At 48.7% G+C, this 17,848-nt stretch carries 15 protein-coding genes; 14 read left to right on the forward strand and 1 reads right to left on the reverse strand.

Features of this window, described 5'->3' with window-relative positions; all coding sequences use genetic code 11:
* Positions 1-50: 50 nt before the first annotated feature.
* The 14 genes from OX890_RS01510 (at position 51) to OX890_RS01575 (ending at position 17,248) form a co-directional block, all read left to right on the forward strand.
* A complete protein-coding gene (locus OX890_RS01510) occupies positions 51-251 on the forward strand; it encodes a DUF1656 domain-containing protein (RefSeq protein WP_006079439.1) in 201 nt (66 codons plus the stop codon).
* A 6-nt stretch (positions 252-257) separates the two neighbouring features.
* Positions 258-1,121 (forward strand): efflux RND transporter periplasmic adaptor subunit, encoded by an 864-nt coding sequence (locus OX890_RS01515; RefSeq protein ID WP_126493266.1) that lies wholly within the window; start codon positions 258-260, stop codon positions 1,119-1,121.
* 5 nt (positions 1,122-1,126) lie between these two features.
* Positions 1,127-3,199, forward strand: coding sequence for an FUSC family protein (locus OX890_RS01520; RefSeq protein ID WP_126493268.1), 2,073 nt, complete (start codon positions 1,127-1,129; stop codon positions 3,197-3,199).
* 163 nt (positions 3,200-3,362) lie between these two features.
* Positions 3,363-3,539, forward strand: a complete 177-nt coding sequence (locus tag OX890_RS01525; protein WP_006079436.1) for a hypothetical protein — start codon at positions 3,363-3,365, stop codon at positions 3,537-3,539.
* Positions 3,540-3,542: 3 nt separating this feature from the next.
* A complete protein-coding gene (gene putP / locus OX890_RS01530) occupies positions 3,543-5,039 on the forward strand; it encodes a sodium/proline symporter PutP (RefSeq protein ID WP_268649989.1) in 1,497 nt (498 codons plus the stop codon).
* 11 nt (positions 5,040-5,050) lie between these two features.
* A complete protein-coding gene (proB, locus tag OX890_RS01535) occupies positions 5,051-6,151 on the forward strand; it encodes a glutamate 5-kinase (RefSeq protein ID WP_268649990.1) in 1,101 nt (366 codons plus the stop codon).
* A gap of 48 nt (positions 6,152-6,199) precedes the next feature.
* Positions 6,200-7,447, forward strand: coding sequence for a glutamate-5-semialdehyde dehydrogenase (locus OX890_RS01540; RefSeq protein WP_012588921.1), 1,248 nt, complete (start codon positions 6,200-6,202; stop codon positions 7,445-7,447).
* Positions 7,448-7,849: 402 nt separating this feature from the next.
* On the forward strand, positions 7,850-10,036 hold the full coding sequence (locus tag OX890_RS01545) for a TonB-dependent siderophore receptor (RefSeq protein WP_268649991.1): 2,187 nt from the start codon (positions 7,850-7,852) through the stop codon (positions 10,034-10,036).
* A gap of 40 nt (positions 10,037-10,076) precedes the next feature.
* Positions 10,077-10,718 (forward strand): nickel transporter, encoded by a 642-nt coding sequence (locus tag OX890_RS01550; protein WP_268649992.1) that lies wholly within the window; start codon positions 10,077-10,079, stop codon positions 10,716-10,718.
* 26 nt (positions 10,719-10,744) lie between these two features.
* Positions 10,745-11,794 (forward strand): efflux RND transporter periplasmic adaptor subunit, encoded by a 1,050-nt coding sequence (locus OX890_RS01555; RefSeq protein ID WP_268649993.1) that lies wholly within the window; start codon positions 10,745-10,747, stop codon positions 11,792-11,794.
* 4 nt (positions 11,795-11,798) lie between these two features.
* On the forward strand, positions 11,799-14,978 hold the full coding sequence (locus OX890_RS01560; protein WP_268649994.1) for an efflux RND transporter permease subunit: 3,180 nt from the start codon (positions 11,799-11,801) through the stop codon (positions 14,976-14,978).
* A complete protein-coding gene (locus OX890_RS01565; RefSeq protein ID WP_268649995.1) occupies positions 14,971-15,339 on the forward strand; it encodes a hypothetical protein in 369 nt (122 codons plus the stop codon). The genes OX890_RS01560 and OX890_RS01565 overlap by 8 nt, the downstream gene beginning before the upstream one ends.
* Positions 15,336-16,925, forward strand: coding sequence for a PepSY-associated TM helix domain-containing protein (locus OX890_RS01570; protein ID WP_268649996.1), 1,590 nt, complete (start codon positions 15,336-15,338; stop codon positions 16,923-16,925). The genes OX890_RS01565 and OX890_RS01570 overlap by 4 nt, the downstream gene beginning before the upstream one ends.
* Positions 16,922-17,248 carry a DUF3325 domain-containing protein gene (locus tag OX890_RS01575; RefSeq protein WP_012090624.1) on the forward strand — a complete coding sequence of 109 codons (327 nt, stop codon included), beginning with the start codon at positions 16,922-16,924 and terminating at the stop codon, positions 17,246-17,248. Before OX890_RS01570 ends, OX890_RS01575 begins: the two co-directional genes overlap by 4 nt.
* A 155-nt stretch (positions 17,249-17,403) precedes the next feature.
* Here the strand turns inward: OX890_RS01575 and OX890_RS01580 are convergent, their stop codons facing one another.
* On the reverse strand, positions 17,404-17,823 hold the full coding sequence (locus OX890_RS01580) for an SH3 domain-containing protein (RefSeq protein ID WP_107949993.1): 420 nt from the start codon (positions 17,821-17,823) through the stop codon (positions 17,404-17,406).
* Between the last annotated feature and the right edge of the window lie 25 nt (positions 17,824-17,848).

A 17,848-nucleotide genomic window follows, 5' to 3' on the forward strand; every position in this document is an offset into this window, starting at 1 on the left:
ACACACAGCGCGGTTATCGCTGCGCCACTGTAATCGGGATGAATAGCGTAATGCTTAAAGAACTCGCGTTCGATGGTTTGTTATTTAGTCCATTAATTATCTTTATCCCCTTAGCTTTTCTGCTTTCCTGCATCACTCGCTTGGTGCTCTATCAAACTGGGCTCTATCACAAGCTGTGGCGCGAAGCTTGGTTCGAAGTTGGGCTGTTTATCTGCTATCTGGCGTTGGTCATTTACTTGCTTGGGAGTTGATTGTTCATGGGAAAAATCTTTCGTATCTGCCTCACCCTCATTGTGGTCGCGGTTGCAGGTATCGCGGGACATTGGATATGGTCACACTACCTTTATTCTCCTTGGACCCGCGACGGCCGAGTTCGCGCCGAAATCATTACCATAGCGCCAGATGTGTCCGGTTGGGTGAATCAACTGAATGTAAAAGACAATCAAATCGTCAATAAGGGTGATGTGTTGTTCACTGTGGACGATACCCGCTACAAGGCCACGATTGCCGAATTGAATGCCAAAGCGGAAAGCCAAAAATTGGCATGGGAACTGGCAAAACATAAGTACAAACGCCGTATCGGTTTGACCAATGACAACTTGGTCAGCAAAGAAACCTTCGACGAAGCCTTTATCAATACCGAACTGGCAAGAACCAGTTATGAACTCGCACAGGCGCAATTGAATACCGCCAAAATTGACTTAGCGCGGACGCAAATTCACGCTCCCGAAAACGGTACTCTGATCAATTTAAGTCTGCGCAATGGCAACTATGTCAGCAAAGGCAACTCAGTATTTTCGCTGGTCAAACAAGACTCCCTCTATATCACAGGCTATTTTGAAGAAACCAAAATCCCCTTGGTTCACATAGGTCAAAACGCCGATGTTAGCCTGATGAGTGGCGGCCATGTCTTGCATGGCAAAGTGACCAGCATAGGTAAAGCAATCGCTAACACCAATGTCACTACTAATGGACAGTTATTGCCGCAAATCGGCCAAACCTTTAATTGGGTGAGGTTGTCGCAGCGTATTCCGGTCGATATTCAGCTAGATAGCATTCCTAAGGACATAGAGCTGAGCGTCGGCATGACAGTTTCCATCCAGCTACAGACTGACAAATAGTCATTATGACGCTGTTACTGAAGAGTTTATTCTTTCCAGACCGACGAACCCTCATCTTCGCGATTAAGGGCGTGATCTCGATGGCGCTCGCCTTATATGTGGCCATGTTCTTAAATCTAGAACGGCCATATTGGGCGCTGGTGTCGGCGGTATTCCTGCAAATTCGCCCCGAAAGTGGACTCGTGATCGAAAAGGGCTTATGCCAAATCGGCGGCACCTTAGTAGGCGCGCTCGCGGGGATTGCCATACTCAACTGGTTTACGCCCTATCCCGAACTCGCCTTAGGATTACTCGCCTGCTGGATAGGGCTAAATTCTGGGTTGTCGGCCATGGTACGCCAGCAAAACTTTGTCTATGCCTTTGCTATGGCGGGCATGACCGCCTGCTTGATAGTGCTCATTGTGATGGCAAGCCCGAGCACGGCCGATAGCGCAAAAATATTCGATGTGGCGCAGTCGAGGATCAGCGAGATTGTCGTCGGGGCGATTTGCGCCGTCTTGGTCAGCTCGCTACTTTGGCCGACAAAGGTAAAACATAGTCTACAATTGCATGCTAAAAACACCATTAATCATACGCTTAACTATCTTGCATTAGAACTCGATTTACAGGGGGAACATGCGAGTCGCCATGAACATATCGACACGATTATGGAGTCAGTATCGGCGCTGAGTGACGACTCCAGCGCGGTGATTTATGAAGGCCCCGAAGGACGCGGGCAGAGCCATGCGGCGAACTTTCTCTGCAATAAGACTCTTTCGCTATTGGCGGCAATCCAACTATTTGGCCGGCTGCAACGTAATCATTCCCATCTTGTTAGCGAACCACTCGCGAAATCCTTAGCCAATATGCGCAGTAGTTTTACCTTGATGGCGCAATCGAGTGATTACCAAGAATGCTACAAAATGGCGCGCACCTTGAGGTATCAACTCCAGCAAAACCTGATGCAATACCGCGACCGCGCGCCGTTAGAGACGCGCTTACTCAAAGTCGCGATGGAATTAAGCGCCGATCTGATCATGGTGCTCAAGAGCTACAACGTGCTGACCAGTCACTCTGCGGTGCAGCTCAACGCGCCGCCGATGGAGTTTCACCGAGATCCATTAATAGGCGTTACCACGGGCCTGCGCAGCATGGCGGTGTTTGTCATTGGGGCTTCATTGTGGATTGGCACAGGGTCGAGCGCAGTCCTCATGATGATCCTGCTGCCCGTGGTCTTTTCCATCATGATGGCGCGCCAACCACTGCCGATGTTAACCACGATTTTGCGCCGTATTCTTGTCGGCATCACTATCGCGGCACCACTCACAGTGTTTTACGCTTTACCTTTGCTGGCAAAGAGTAGCGGCGATTTCGAAATCCTCGTTTTAGTGCTCGCTGGGCCGTTTTTTATTGGCCTACTCGCCTTGGCGAATCGACCAACCTTGCCCTATGGGCTCGGCATTTGCGTGCCGTTTGCTGTGTTAGTGCAGCCCAGCAACACCATTTCATTTGCGATAGAAAACACCGTCAGCAATGCCTTAGCGATTTTTGTTGGCGTGACTGTGCTGTATTGGTTGTTTAAATTGATTACCGAACCTAGCCAGCGGTTGATGCAATATCGTCTGCTGCAATCCATCCAAAAAGATCTGGTGCATATCGCGCAGCATGATGATCCCGAGCCTTGGTTTAACGCCCGCATGGGCGATCGACTGCTGCGGATCGCCAGTTACGAAAAAGGCTCGGGCAAGAGTTCGAGGGTATTTACCGATCTGGTGTTTACTGCACTTAATCTAGGCCATGTGTCGATTCGGATGCGGCGCATGTTGCAGGGCATTTCAGATACGCACTTAAACTTAGGCTTAGAAAATGCACTCAACCTCTGGCAACACAATTTAGGTCAGGCATTTATCGCCTGCGCCCACGGACAAGTCGCAGAAGAGTTTAACATCAGCAGCGAAGCATTATTAGAAGCGCTGGCCCAATGTCCGTTACCCCACGAACAATTCACTATGATTACTGGGATGTTTGAACGCATCACTTTAACCTTCGAACGCACTGCCCACAGTATCGCCGAGCAGAAAAACACCTCCGAAAAATAATCAGTTCTCAAACTATTTTTCGCCCCAAAAGCCACTCTTTTGCTGCCACCAAAACCATTTAAATTCAATGGAAGCTTGATATTTGGCCGATAAAATGCCTTAATATAGTTAGATCACTAACTATATTGGTGATATAAATTCAATTATCAACCAAGGAGAAATTATGTCTACGGAGAACCCACCAGAGGAAAATCTCATCTCGCAAGTAGCAAGCTTTACCCGATTACACGCTAAGGAATCAATGCAGTTTATGTGTTTACTTGCAATATTAAGCACCTATCTCTTTGTCATTTTGAAACCGAGTATTATTCAAAATAACAAAGCGTTAGGAGAAAAATAACCAATGAATTACCTCGCTTACATTTCCTTAGCTATCTACTTTATCGTTATGCTCGCCATTGGCTTATTCGCTTATAAAAAATCCACCAGCGATGTATCCGGCTATATTTTGGGCGGCCGCAAGGTGAGCCCACAGGTCACCGCACTCTCAGCGGGTGCATCTGACATGAGTGGCTGGATGCTAATGGGTCTTCCCGGCGCAATGTTTTTGGTTGGTTTCGAAACCATTTACATCGCTCTTGGACTATTGATTGGTGCTCTAATTAATTACTTGGTTGTTGCACCCAAATTAAGGGTCTATACCGAGGTGGCGGACAACGCCCTCACTATCCCGGAGTTTTTTGCTAAACGCTTCGGCAATGCTAACGGCAGTATCCGTATTATCTCGGCCGTGATCATTGTGATCTTCTTTACCTTGTATACCTCGGCAGGTTTAGTGGCTGGCGGTAAATTGTTTGAGTCAGCATTTGGCCTGAACTACGACATAGGTTTAGTCGTTACACTAGCGGTTGTGGTTTCTTATACCCTGTTAGGTGGATTCTTGGCAGTGAGCCTCACTGACTTTGTCCAAGGCTGTATTATGTTTGTCGCCTTAGTCTTAGTTCCTGTCGTGGCATATCAAGAATTTACCAGCGCTGACACTATGTTGAACTTTGCGTATCAGTCGATTCCACACTTCACCGATGCGATGCAAAACGTCACTATGTTAGGGCTTATCTCAAGCTTATCTTGGGGACTCGGTTACTTTGGCCAACCGCATATTATTGTGCGTTTTATGGCGATTCGTTCAGTAGCTGACATTAAAGCCGCCAGACACATAGGTATGGGCTGGATGACAGTGACCATTGTGGGTGCACTAGCAACAGGTCTTGTCGGTATCGCTTACGCCAATAAATTTGGTATGAAGCTGACCGATCCTGAAACCATCTTTATCGTGTTTTCTGAGTTGTTGTTCCATCCGATCATTAGTGGCTTCTTACTGGCCGCCATTCTGGCCGCGATCATGAGCACCATTTCATCGCAGCTATTAGTGTCATCAAGCTCGCTAACGGAAGATATCTATCGCGTGATGTCGAAGAAAGAATCTACCGAGAAAGACATGGTGAAAATGGGACGCTTTGGCGTAGCAGGCGTAGCAATTGTCGCGAGTCTACTGGCGCTCGATCGTTCTAGCAGTGTGCTATCACTGGTGAGTAATGCATGGGCAGGATTCGGTGCCGCCTTCGGTCCGTTAGTTTTGTTTAGCTTGTATAAAGCGAACCTAACCCACAAAGCCGCGATTGCCGGCATAGTGTCAGGCGCAGCTACAGTGTTGTTTTGGATTTATGCCCCGGTATTGGCAGATGGACAAGCCTTAACCACAGTGGTGTATGAAATGATCCCCGGCTTTGCCGTGAGCAGTGTGGTGATTTGGATAGTCTCGTTACTCGATACTGATCCCTGTGCCAAAACCACTAAATTATTCCATAAGGCTGGCCGTGTTTTAGCCGAAGACAGATGAGGCGCGCAGGTATGACTGACTTACCCTGGAAACGCATTGTCGTTAAGGTAGGTAGTGCCCTGATTGCACCCCACAAACAAGGTTGCAGCAGTCACTACTTACTCGGCATTGCCCAATTTATTACTTATTGTCGTGCCCAAGGGATCCAAGTTGTCTTGGTCTCTTCGGGCTCAGTCGCCGCGGGATGGCATCACTTTGGCGATGTTGATAAACCTAGCGTCACAGTGAAGAAAGCCATGGCAGCAGCAGGTCAGGCCGATATGATGGCCACATGGAACAAGTTATTTGATTTCCCGACCGCACAGCTACTGTTAACCCACGGTGATTTACGCAACCGAGATCGTTACATCAGTATTAAAGATACGATTTTCAGCCTACTCGAACATGGGCTACTGCCTATCATCAACGAGAACGATGCCGTGACCGCCGACAAGCTCAAAGTTGGCGATAACGATAATCTCTCGGCCATGGTAGCCGCAGCAGCAGATGCCGATACCCTGATAATCTGTTCGGATGTGAATGGGCTTTACACACAAAACCCCCATGAAAATCCCGATGCACAGCTTATCAAGCAGGTGACCGAGATTAATGCCGAAATCTACGCCATGGCAGGCGGCGCCAGCAGTGCCGTTGGTACAGGTGGTATGCGGACTAAGATACAAGCCGCCAAGAAGGCGATTTCCCACGGGATCGAAACCTTTATTATCAATGGTTTTGATGCTGACTCATTCAACCAATTGTTGAAGGGCCAAAACCCAGGAACCTTATTTACCCCCGATGAAAAGCCAATGCAAGATCACTTGCACTGGATGACACATACCTCGCAGGCTCAGGGCGAAGTCATTGTTGAAAATGACTTTAATATCTCCCTCGATATCCATAGCGAGCAATTGACCAGCGACGATGTCGTTGCCATCAACGGGGACTTTTCTGCCGGTGACACCATTCTAGTACGCAAAGGTGATGGTACTAAATTGGCCAAGGCCAAATCCAATTACAGCAGTTGTTTACTTAGCTTTATTACGGACCAAGACGATCGCGAGTTTGCCAGTGAATTTCAGCAAAAGACTGGACCGATCATTTCCGAGAAAAACATCGCCATTCTCGAATAAGCATCAGCCGAATAAATATGAGCGAGTAAACATCTAAGCGGAGTAAATATGACTTTAATCAAAAACTTATCTCAAGAAGCTGCTAAAGCGGCTCTTATTCTCGCCCAAGTTGACGAACAGCTTAAAAATACTGTACTCCTCGACATGGCGCGTTCATTACGTGAAAAGTCCTACGAAATCCAAAGCGCTAACTTGATTGACCTACACAGAGCAACAGCCGATAACGTTGCCCCTGCTATGCTCGACCGCTTAACGCTAACACCAGAACGCGTAGAAGCCATGGCAGTAGGGATTGAAACCATCGCTGCCTTGCCCGATCCCATTGGCAATGAACGTTATATTGGTCAACGACCTAACGGCTTATCCATCAGCAAGATGCGCGTGCCATTAGGCGTAGTTTGTATGATTTATGAAGCGCGTCCGAATGTCACCGCCGATGCGGGTGCCCTGTGCTTTAAATCCGGTAATGCCGTGATTTTGCGCGGTGGTAAAGAGGCGCTGCACACCAGCAAAATTATCGCCACCATTTTGCAAAGTGTATTGAAACAATACGGCTTGCCCGAGGCGTTAATCACAGTGGTGCCCGATCCTGACCGTGCCCTGATGTTGGAACTGATGCAGCAACGAGATTATATCGATGTGATCATTCCCCGTGGCGGCGAAGGCTTGATTAACTTTGTGTCTGACAACAGTAAAATCCCAGTGATCCAGCATTTTAAAGGCGTGTGTCATTTATACGTCGATAAAGATGCCGATCTGGATATTGCTTTGGACTTACTGCTCAACGGTAAAACCCAGCGCACAGGCGTGTGTAATGCCCTCGAAGCCCTATTAGTGCACCAAGAAATTGCTTCGCAATTCCTGCCTAAAGTGGCCAAAGCGCTGGCCGAGCATAAGGTTAAAATCAATGCTTGTACCCAATCCGGTGGCTACTTCGAAAACTGTACTTACATGGAAGAAGACGATTTCGGCCAAGAGTATTTAGATCTCGAAATCGCCATTCGCCAAGTCGATCACTTCGACCATGCTATCCAACACATTGCCCGTTTTGGTAGCCAGCACACCGAAGTGATTTGCACCGAAAACGAAGTCACAGCCGCACGCTTCCAACGTGCAGTCGATGCTTCAGTGGTGATGGTCAATGCTTCTTCGCGCTTCTCCGACGGCAGCGAACTCGGTCTTGGCGCCGAAATCGGCATCGCGACCTCTAAGCTACATGCCTACGGCCCAATGGGACTCGAATCCTTGACCGCTGAGAAGTATTTAGTCTCAGGCACAGGCCAAGTACGGGCGTAAACCTAAGGTGTAAATCATACTTTTAGGCTTAACAAGTCCGTTGGATTTCGATTCAATTGTAAAGATTAAAGGCCACAGTCGGTAACGACTGTGGCTTTTTTGTTGGCTAGAGGAGCTTGAGTCACAACAGCTTTTGTTCCAAGTCGATGCCCTGAAACCGAGTTATAGTAAGGCATGCGCTAAAAGCGCGGTTCCCACCGCGACCGCTTATCACAGCTCGCTGACAAACTATTCGCCAATAAGTTACAACCCCGCTTCAACAATTTACACATTGGGCATATTGCATTTATTTTCAACAAACCTATCATGCGATCGATTCTCATTTGCAACTAAGTGCTTTATTTGCACTCAGGATCACCAATCATCATTTAATCTGAAATCGCCTGAAAGGATTGAAATACCATGCCTCCCCTATCTGTTTTAACGTCTTGGCGCTCGCCATTGATCCCTGTACTTCTCAGCACACTCACTTTGACGGTTCAAGCCAATACGGACCCTAAGCAAGATGAGAAAGAAGATACAGAACAGATAGAAAGATTAAACGTAGTAGGAACCTACACCCGAGCGGCAATGAATAGCGCCACGGGTTTGTCTATGTCACTCAAAGAAACCCCACAAAGCGTCACTTTGATTACCGAAGAAATGATCAGTGACAAAGGTTTGGTCACTATGGAGTCAGTGTTAAATCACACTCCTGGCGTCACTATGGTGGGCGATGCTTCTGAAAATAGTCAGATATTCGTGCGCGGCTATGCACTCGACAGCGGTGTCCAAATTGACGGCTTAATCACAACCTCTTCATCCCATGTTTACAGCGGCTCAATTGATCAAGGTTTAGACCCTGTGATTGCCGAACGGGTTGAAGTGTTAAAAGGTGCGGCCGGGATCTTAAGCGGCTTAGGTGAACCTTCTGCCACGGTTAACTTTATTCGTAAACGCCCAACGGATGATACCCGCGCCACGGCAAGTGTCAGTTATGCCTCGTGGAATACCTATAGATTAGAGGCCGATGTTTCTGGCTGGCTCACGGATTCGGGCAATGTGAAAGGTCGACTCGTCAGTGCGGTGAAGAAAGGCGATTCGTTTATCGACCGCTATCAACGCGATACCACTGTGCTTTATGGCGTAGTTGAAACGAGTCTCGGCATAGATACTAGCCTGTCACTGTTTGCGGACTATCAAAAATCGCAAACCGACGGCGTGTATAACTGGAACTCTAATCCCGCATTTTATACCGATGGCACAGCTGTCGATTTTGGCCGCAGCTATTCCAGCTCACAGGACTGGACCCATTGGGATGTGACCCAAAAGAGTCTCATGGCCGAATTTAAACATAGATTCGATAACGACTGGTCACTCGTCAGTGCCTATCGTATTGCCAACGCCACCATAGACGCATTGGCCTTTTACCCTGGCGATTATATTGTCAAATCAACCGGCGAGTTTGTCGGCCCTTGGGGCGATACCTATGCCGCCCAGCATGATAGAGAATCCGATACCAACAGCTTCAACCTGTACGCCACGGGTAACTTCGACTTACTCGGCCGTGAGCATAGCGCGGTGATAGGTTTTAACTATGGTGACAACGAGTTTGACAACATCAACACGAACTCCGCACCCCAACGTCGCTATAACGTGGCAGATCAAGGCAATTATCCCAAGCCTAATCTTCCTAATTCACCCACCAATGGCCAAACCAATGAGCAAAGCCAATCGGGTGTTTACGGCACTGTCCGTGTCAATCTGTTGGACTCACTGAAATTAATGGTCGGTGGACGCGTAAGTAACTGGTCCTATGAAAAGCATGATCTCGTGGGTAACAGCACAGATGCAACCATGGAAAAAACCGGTATTTTCATCCCCTACTACGGCCTAGTCTACGATGTGACCGAGCAGATCGCTGTCTACGCTAGCCGTACTGAAATCTTCAAACCCGGCACCTATTTTGGTGAAGATGGCCAACTGCTCGAACCCGCAGAAGGCACCAACGTCGAAGGCGGCGTCAAGGTCGCGCTGTTCGATGACACGCTAAACATGTCAGCTGCAGTGTACGAAACCAATAAAGACAACGAACCCGAATATGCAGGTAAAGGTCAGCTACCTTCCGGTGACTCTATCTACGAAAGTGTGGATGGGATTACCACCAAGGGCTATGAGTTAGAAATAGCCGGACGTCTTACCGACTTATGGGATATCAGCGGTGGTTATACCCACAACAATGCAGAAGATGAAGATGGCCTACGTCGTCAAACTTATCTACCCGAAGATATTTTCAAACTCACCACTAAATATAACTTTGAAGACATTCTGCCGGGCATTACTGCGGGCGCAAGCTGGCGCTGGCAGAGCAGCACCTTCTATCAAGGCACTATTTATGGCGTCGATGGCGCGCCGAATGTGGCTTATCGCCAAACACAATCAGCCTACTCACTCGTCGACTTAATGTTTGGCTACCAAATAACACCGTCGATTTCGATGCAAGTGAACATTAACAATATTTTCGACAAAAACTATAACCGCTCACTCTGGGGTTACGCAGACTTTGGCGAGCCACGTAATGCCACGCTGTCATTGCGTTGGACGCTGTAAAATTTTGCACGCCTCCCTAAACAATATTAAGGATAATTAAATGAAACAGGCACTTGTACTACTCACTTTACTCGGCGGTATCGCTTTTTCGGCTCAAGCACATGAAGTGTGGCTTGAGCGCAGCAGCGATGGTTCGGTTAAAGTGCAATTTGGCGAACCGGGTTCAGAGCAAGCTTCGGCAGAAGAGTTAGCATCCTTAAGCGCGGCGCGTATTTTCGCCGCCAATGCCAAGACACCGTTAACCGCCACAGCGCAGGCCGATCATCTACTGGTCAAAACCCAAGATAGCAAGAGTGACATCAGTTTCTATGCCGATACCGCGTGGCAACCATGGAAAACTGAGACCGGACTACAGGCCGCAATACTCTATGCCCGCACGGGACAAGAACACACAAAAGCGCTGCAAGATTTTGAATTTACGCCAGTAAAGTCAGGCGCTCCCGAGTTTGTACTTAGCTATAAAGGCGCACCACTGGTGAATCATCCAGTACAAGTTTATCGCCCCGGTTTTTGGAGTAAATCTTTCACCACCGATGCCCAAGGTAAACTCGCCCTCGATACCCCAGATGCAGGCCGCTATTTGCTCGTCAGTAATCACACCACAGAAGGTAAACAAACACTCGCAGGCAACGAGGTTGATAGCGTTTTACACATCACCACCACGAGTTTTATCACTCAGTAATAATCTTATAGTGAGATGGAGTTAACGTGCGGTATTTAATGATAGGTTTATACCTGCTGTGTTTTGCAGTCCACGCAAGCGCAGTACCTGTAACAGTCGCCTTGCCCCAAACTGGCAGCACCAATGAACTTTTGCCACTCAGTGGCTCCATTAAATCCGCACGGGTGGCTCGCTTATCGGCACGTACCGATGGCCTAGTCGCCAAAGTGCTGGTCGATGCGGGCTCGCAAGTCCGCGCAGGCCAGCCTTTACTCGCACTCGACGATACCTTAGCCGTACACCAATTAGCACAGCGTCAAGCCGATGTAATGGCCGCTAAGACCATGCTGGCAGAAAAGCAGCGACTCCTCACCGAGGCGCAAACACTCAGCGCTCAGCAGTTATTCCCCGAAACGGAGCGCGCGATTCGCCAAGCGGCGTTAACCGAGGCCGAAGCCAATCTGCAAAGTTTAACGGCGGCATTAGCACACCAAAAAGAGGTGGTCGCCCGCCACCAACTGATCGCGCCGTTTGCGGGAGTGATTGCAAGCAAACAAACTGAAATCGGTGAATGGGTTAATGTTGGCACAGAAATCTTCACCTTAGTATCCCAAGAACAGCTCTGGCTCGACATTCAAGTGCCACAGGAAATGTTCCAAAGCGTAGCCACTGCGACTCACGTGGACATTTCCGCCGACATGCTGCCTGAACAAGCGTTTATCGGCCATGTGAATGCCCTTGTCCCTGTAAGCGACCACAATGCTCGCAGCTTCTTGGTACGCTTGACTATTCCCGAAGCGGATGGACTTTTGATGCCCGGCACATCGGCCACTGCGACCTTCCACTTACAGCGAGCGCAACACAGTGTTGTCGTACCGCAAGATGCCCTCATCCGTCACCCCGACGGCCAGTTCAGCGTCTTTACCGTGCAAAACAACATAGCCCAACGGCATACCGTTCAAGTGGGCCATACGAGCGCCATCGGGATTGAAATCCTCAGTCCATTACCTAAAGATGCGCCAGTGGTGATCCGCGGTAACGAGAGTTTACAAGACCAACAGTCAGTATCTGTGCTCAACTCTGTCATAGGAGGTTAGTGGGATGCTGAAGTTTGGTATTAAACATGGCACCTTACTGTCGGTCATCGTCTTGATATTCTGCGTGTTGGGCACGGCTGCCGCACTGCGTATCCCAATCCAAATGATCCCCGATTTAGATGTGCGCACCATCAGTGTCGCCACAGGTTGGCCGGGAGCAACGCCGCAAGACGTTGAAAAAGAAATTCTACTTGAGCAGGAACGCTACCTGCGCACTTTGCCCAACTTACAACGCATGACATCTTGGGCCGATACCGGTTCAGCATGGGTAGAACTCGAATTCCCCCAAAGCACTGAGATCAGTGACGCGCTTATTCGTGTTAGCAATGCGCTCAGCCAAGTGTCGTCATACCCTGAAAACGTCGACCAACCACGGCTTTACAGCAGTTCATATTCAGACAACGCTTTCATGTATTTCCGTCTCGTGCCTGTCGCGGGGAACCCGCTGAATCTAGACATAGACATGATGCGCGATTTCGCTAACGACTTCATTCGCCCACAAATGGAGCGCGTCAAAGGCGTTTCCTCCGTCACCATTCAAGGCGGCGCCGAACGGCAAATCCAAATACTGCTCGATCCCGCCAAACTCGCCCAACGCGGCATCAGCATTATGGATGTACGCCAAGCCATTAGAGATCGCAACAAAGACACCTCTGCGGGCGATATCGACAGTGGTAAAAAACGTTATTTACTGCGGGTGATTGGCCGTTTCGAGGATTTGAATCAACTTAAACAACTGATTTTAAAACGCCAAGGTAATACTAATATTCTGCTGCAAGACGTTGCCGAGATAAAACTCGACCACGCCGAGATCCGTGAGCTGTCATTTGCCGAACAAGAACGTACCCTCAGCTTAGCGGTTAAGCGGGACGTCGGTTCTAACGTTATCGCCATCAAAGCCGCTATGATGCCTGTGGTAGCGCAGATCAATCAAAATCAACTCGCCCAGCACGCCATGCAATTAGAGTTATTCAGTGATGATGTGCGCTATGTGCAAGATTCGGTTGAAAATGTGTGGGTGAATTTGGGCCTAGGAGCCTTACTGGCAACCTTGGTCATGTACCTCTTCTTGCGCTCGAGTCGAGCCACCCTGATTGGTGTTATCGGTATTCCGCTGTGTACCTTAGCCGCCTTCGTCGGGCTGCTAGTGTTTGATCGCACTATTAATGTCATTTCGCTGGCGGGTGTGGCCTTTGCCATAGGCATGACAGTCGATAACAGCATTGTGGTGCTCGAAAGTATTGAACAAGCGCGCAGACGCGGATTAGATCGTCTCGAAGCAGCCATCGGTGGCATCTATGATGTGTGGCCTGCGGTACTGGCCTCAACACTCACCACAGTGCTAGTGTTTGTACCCATTCTATTTATCAAACAAGAAGCGGGACAACTGTACTCGGATATCGCGATTGCCATCGCTTCATCCATTATCGCTTCTATGCTGGTCGCGGTGTTCATCGTACCCGCCGCCATTGCCCGTTTTGGCTTTGGTAAGATGCGCTCGGCAAGCACAAACCAAAGTGAGCCGCCCAAAGCATCACGCATATTGAGCTTAGTCAGCCAGCTGGTGCTATCGGCCAAACGCCGCGCCGCTGTGATTGTGCTATCACTCGTCTCGACTATCGGGCTTGCAGCTTGGCTTATGCCTCCGGCCGAATATTTACCCGAAGGCGAAGAACCAAAAGCCTTTACTTCTATGGTCGCACCGCCGGGTTACAACCTATCGGAAATGGCTAAAATTGCTGAAGAATTAACGACTCAGCTATCCGCGAGAGTCAATGCCGAGGCGGCATCCTTTGAACGTGGTGAGCAAAAGATCCCGCCGCTAAAATACTATACCCTCAGCGTGGGTGTCGGCAGTATTTGGGTGATGAGCGAGCCCGTTCGCAGCCAAGATATGGATGCCATGATGAGCTCACTCACCGCCTTGTTTGAGCAATATCCTGGCATGCGCGCCTATTCATCGCGGGGTTCCATTATTTCCAGCAACGATGGTGGCACCCGCGCTGTCGCCTTGGATATTTCTGGCCCGAATCAAGCCAGCCTCTATCGTGCTGCCGAAGCGGCGTATCAAGCGGCGGAAAAAGTATTTGCTGAACCACAGCTGTATTCTGACCCATCGACCTTGTCGCTAGACCAACCACTTTGGCAGATTTCCCCTCGCTGGCAACGTCTTGTAGAACAAGATTTTAGCGGCAGCGAGTTTGGCTATGCGGTTTCGGCACTGAGCGATGGCGCCTATGTCGACGAGTTTTTCCTCAATGATAACAAGGTGGATATCTTTCTATTTAGTCTGGCAGGCAATCAACAGAGTCTGTCGCAATTGGCACTCGCTCCGATAGTCACGCCTAAGGGTAATGTACTGCCACTGCAAGCCTTGGCCGACATTAGCGAGCAAATGGATAGCGACAGTTTACGCCGCGTCGATGGCCGCAGAACCGTGACCCTTTACATTATTCCGCCGCGTTCGATTGCGTTGGAAACCGCAGTGGCTAAGGTGCGGGAAGAATTAGTCCCTATCCTCTATCAACAAGGGGCTGTCGGCAAAGATGTCAGTTTGGATATTTCGGGCGCAGCCGATCAACTCGAAGCGACGAAAGCGGCACTCTCCAGTAATTTTCTGGTCGCCGTGTTGATCATCTACTTGTTATTAGTCGCAATTTTTAATCACTGGGGTTATCCGTTATTTGTGCTGATCACTATCCCGCTCGGGCTCGCAGGCGGTTTAGTCGGCTTACAAGCTCTCAACTATACTGGCAGCTTATTTGCGTATCTTGGCGGCCAAGGTTGGCACCAACCCTTTGATATGATTACCATGCTTGGATTTTTAATCCTGCTCGGCACAGTCGTTAATAACCCGATTTTGATCGTGGAACAGAGCCGTAAAAACCTACAATCGGGTCTGTTTAGTGTCGTTGACGCCGTAAAATCGGCCGTCGCTAATCGCTTACGGCCGATTTTAATGTCCACCACGACGACATTGTTTGGTCTATTACCGCTGGTGTTATTCCCTGGGGCAGGTAGTGAACTCTATCGCGGTGTTGGCATAGTTGTGCTGGCAGGCCTTATCGTAGCAACGCTACTCAGCTTAACCTTTTTACCCGCCCTGTTAATCTCTGTGTTGTCCTACACCAACAGGGCCAATCTAACCGCCAGTTCAGCCAAAGTGGCACGCCATCATGATTGAGAAAATCGCCATGACTCAGCCGTTAATACAAAGGCTAACGCGTTGGAAAAAAGCCACTATTTGGCGCGATAGTCTGCACATAGGCAATCGCTGCCTCGCAGCAACCTTTGGTGGCTATTTGTTAAGTGCGGTAGCGACTATTTTGCTCGCGCAAATCCTGCCGTTATCTCAGGTTGATCGGGTGTTAACCGCCATGATGCTGTCATTTACTGTGTACACCTGCGCCGTGATTTGGGTGTTCAGCGTTAAATCAACCTGGCGATACTGGCTGGATTTATTCGCGCTTAGCGGTCTGCTGTATTTAGCTTACCTCGCCGCTAAAGCGTTTGATGCAACAAGTGCTCAAGGGAGTGGATTATGAAAGACTCCTTTTTTCGTTCAATGACTTGGCTACACACTTGGGTTGGATTGCTCACCTGCTGGGTGTTGTTTCTGGTTTTTTTCGCCGGAACAGCGGCCTATTACCGTGCTGAAATCAACCTGTGGATGCAACCCGAAAACCACGGCAGCCAATATGATGCCAATGCGGATAATCAACAATTAATACTCAAGGGCCTCACGTCCTTGGCACAACAAGCGCCTGACGCTGAGTCATGGTGGATTTACTTACCCACACAGCGCACGCCATTACTGACCTATGCTTGGAGCGATCCCGCCGCTGAAGGTCAGCGATTTGGTGATTATCATAAAGGCTTTATTAACCCTGCAACAAGTGAAGCCTTACCTAAAGCACGGGAAAGCCGAGGGGGCGACTTTCTCTATCGACTGCATTTTGATTTGTACTACATGAGCGTCATCACAGCGCGTTGGATCGTCGGTTTTTGCACTATGTTCATGTTGGTCGCCATCATCAGCGGGGTAGTGATCCACAAGCGGATTTTTAAGGATTTCTTTAGTTTTAGACCCGGAAAAGGCCCGCGCTCTTGGCTCGATGCCCACGTCGCCAGCTCAGTTCTCGCATTGCCCTTTCATCTTATGATCACTTACACCGGCCTAGTGACTTTGATGTTTATGTATATGCCATGGGGACTTAACACGCAATATGGTGATGAAACTCAAGCCTTTTATTCGCAATGGAAACCCATTTACCAAACTCCCGCCGCCACGGGCACGCCAGCCACTATGCTCGATAGTCAGAGTTTACTCAGTGCGATTCACAGTGTCGTCGGTGAGTCACCAATTGAAGGCTTACAGTTTGATAATCTCAACGACAGCAATGCCAGCGTAACAGTCAAAATCGCCCCTGAGCACAACTTAAATCAGCAAGCGCCTTGGTATCACTTGTCTACTGTGACAGGTGCTGTGTTGGCGCAGTCGGCAGTGACTTCGGGGGCGAATCAAACCCAAAGTGCCATGATAGCCCTGCACAGCGGCCGCTTTGCTGGCCAAGGCCTACGTTTACTGTATTTACTGGCGGGATTAACGGGCTGCGTGATGATCGCCAGCGGCGCGATTATGTGGGCCGATAAACTGGCACAAAAGCAGCTTAAAAAAGATAAGAATCATAGCGGGCTCACGCTAGTGAACATGTTGAATCTCGCCACCTTTGCTGGCCTGCCCATAGCGCTAGCCTGTTATTTTTATGCCAATCGACTCTTACCCGTCACCTTTGCTGATAGAGAGAACTGGGAAATCCATTGTTTCTTTATCAGTTGGGCGTTAGTCGCACTGCTCGCTTGCTTCAAACGAGATAAACAAACATGGCAACGACTCTTTTTACTCACCGCCTTGCTTTATGGCCTGTTACCCCTGCTCAATGCCATGACTTCACAGTTTCAGCTGATAAGCAATTTACAGCGCCAAGCCTATGTTTTAGCAGGATTTGATCTCATGATGCTCGCACTTGCGGCGCTGTTTTACATAGCAGCCAAACGCTTGCGTAGCCCTAAAAAAGTGCTGGCTACACGGGTAACCAAAGCGACGGCAGAATTAGGAGTTGAATCATGACAGCCACAGTCGAATTGTTAACCTGTTTTATCGCCATGGGGCTGTTGGCCTTATCTTATTTTAGCCACCACCGCGCCGTGCGTAACCGCCCGTTAACCGATGCACAGGCACGCGGATTTCGCACCGCTGGTACTGCAACGCTCGTCCTGTGCTATTGGCTTGCCAGTCGTCATTACGGCCCAGCGTACGCCAGCGTATTACTGCTCGGCTGGGTATGTTTGAGTTCGATAATCCTAGTAATTTTACTCAGCTACAAGCCACGCTGGTTACAGCCCATATTACCCGCCAGCACCGTAGTGTGTTTGCTCGGTTTGTTGTATTAACCAATGATTTTAAAACAAAATCATGTCAACCATGAGCGAGGCTGATTGATAAAAAATCATAGAGTAGGGATTGTGAGATGAGTTCTTTTTTAAAGCCATATACACATCGAGTGACGATATAGCTAATTAAGCACCCACATTCCAGTGACTCGCCCTTACAAAGGCTTCAAATAAACCGAAAGTACCCAAGCAACTTGGTTTTTATATAAAAAAACCTTCCAGTCACCACTGGTGGTAATAACTTCAATACGCTCTCCTTTTAAAAGTGAGCCGAGTAGATATCCATTACGATTAGGCTTATCTCTAACATTGAGCTTATCTACTGTAACTTCAAATACTTGTACATTCTCAGATGTAGGTTCGCTGGTACCTTTAACACCAGAGGATTGGATATTATTTGCGCCGTACAATGTAGACGATTTATAGCTCTGACTTGATGTACCAACATGGCAAGTTTTATTCCACGAAATGCATGAATTACCACATGGTTGGCCTTTCTTACAGTTTTTAGCGTAAGCAACTGATATCAAATTACTCATTAAAAATACTAGCACTAGCACCCATAGCCTATTCATATTTAGTTCCTTTAATGTTCTTACC

It is taken from the genome of Shewanella sp. DAU305, from assembly GCF_026802235.1.
Taxonomy (GTDB): domain Bacteria; phylum Pseudomonadota; class Gammaproteobacteria; order Enterobacterales; family Shewanellaceae; genus Shewanella; species Shewanella baltica.

Excerpts from the sequence above, each read along its gene's own strand:
- OX890_RS01525 (WP_006079436.1), top strand. The coding sequence starts at position 3,363 with ATGTCTACGGAGAACCCACCAGAGGAAAATCTCATCTCGCAAGTAGCA.
- OX890_RS01570 (WP_268649996.1), top strand. The coding sequence starts at position 15,336 with ATGAAAGACTCCTTTTTTCGTTCAATGACTTGGCTACACACTTGGGTT.
- OX890_RS01560 (WP_268649994.1), top strand. The coding sequence starts at position 11,799 with ATGCTGAAGTTTGGTATTAAACATGGCACCTTACTGTCGGTCATCGTC.
- OX890_RS01550 (WP_268649992.1), top strand. The coding sequence starts at position 10,077 with ATGAAACAGGCACTTGTACTACTCACTTTACTCGGCGGTATCGCTTTT.
- OX890_RS01545 (WP_268649991.1), top strand. The coding sequence starts at position 7,850 with ATGCCTCCCCTATCTGTTTTAACGTCTTGGCGCTCGCCATTGATCCCT.
- OX890_RS01520 (WP_126493268.1), top strand. The coding sequence starts at position 1,127 with ATGACGCTGTTACTGAAGAGTTTATTCTTTCCAGACCGACGAACCCTC.
- proB (WP_268649990.1), top strand. The coding sequence starts at position 5,051 with ATGACTGACTTACCCTGGAAACGCATTGTCGTTAAGGTAGGTAGTGCC.
- OX890_RS01515 (WP_126493266.1), top strand. The coding sequence starts at position 258 with ATGGGAAAAATCTTTCGTATCTGCCTCACCCTCATTGTGGTCGCGGTT.
- OX890_RS01540 (WP_012588921.1), top strand. The coding sequence starts at position 6,200 with ATGACTTTAATCAAAAACTTATCTCAAGAAGCTGCTAAAGCGGCTCTT.
- OX890_RS01580 (WP_107949993.1), bottom strand. The coding sequence starts at position 17,823 with ATGAATAGGCTATGGGTGCTAGTGCTAGTATTTTTAATGAGTAATTTG.
- OX890_RS01575 (WP_012090624.1), top strand. The coding sequence starts at position 16,922 with ATGACAGCCACAGTCGAATTGTTAACCTGTTTTATCGCCATGGGGCTG.
- OX890_RS01510 (WP_006079439.1), top strand. The coding sequence starts at position 51 with ATGCTTAAAGAACTCGCGTTCGATGGTTTGTTATTTAGTCCATTAATT.
- putP (WP_268649989.1), top strand. The coding sequence starts at position 3,543 with ATGAATTACCTCGCTTACATTTCCTTAGCTATCTACTTTATCGTTATG.
- OX890_RS01565 (WP_268649995.1), top strand. The coding sequence starts at position 14,971 with ATGATTGAGAAAATCGCCATGACTCAGCCGTTAATACAAAGGCTAACG.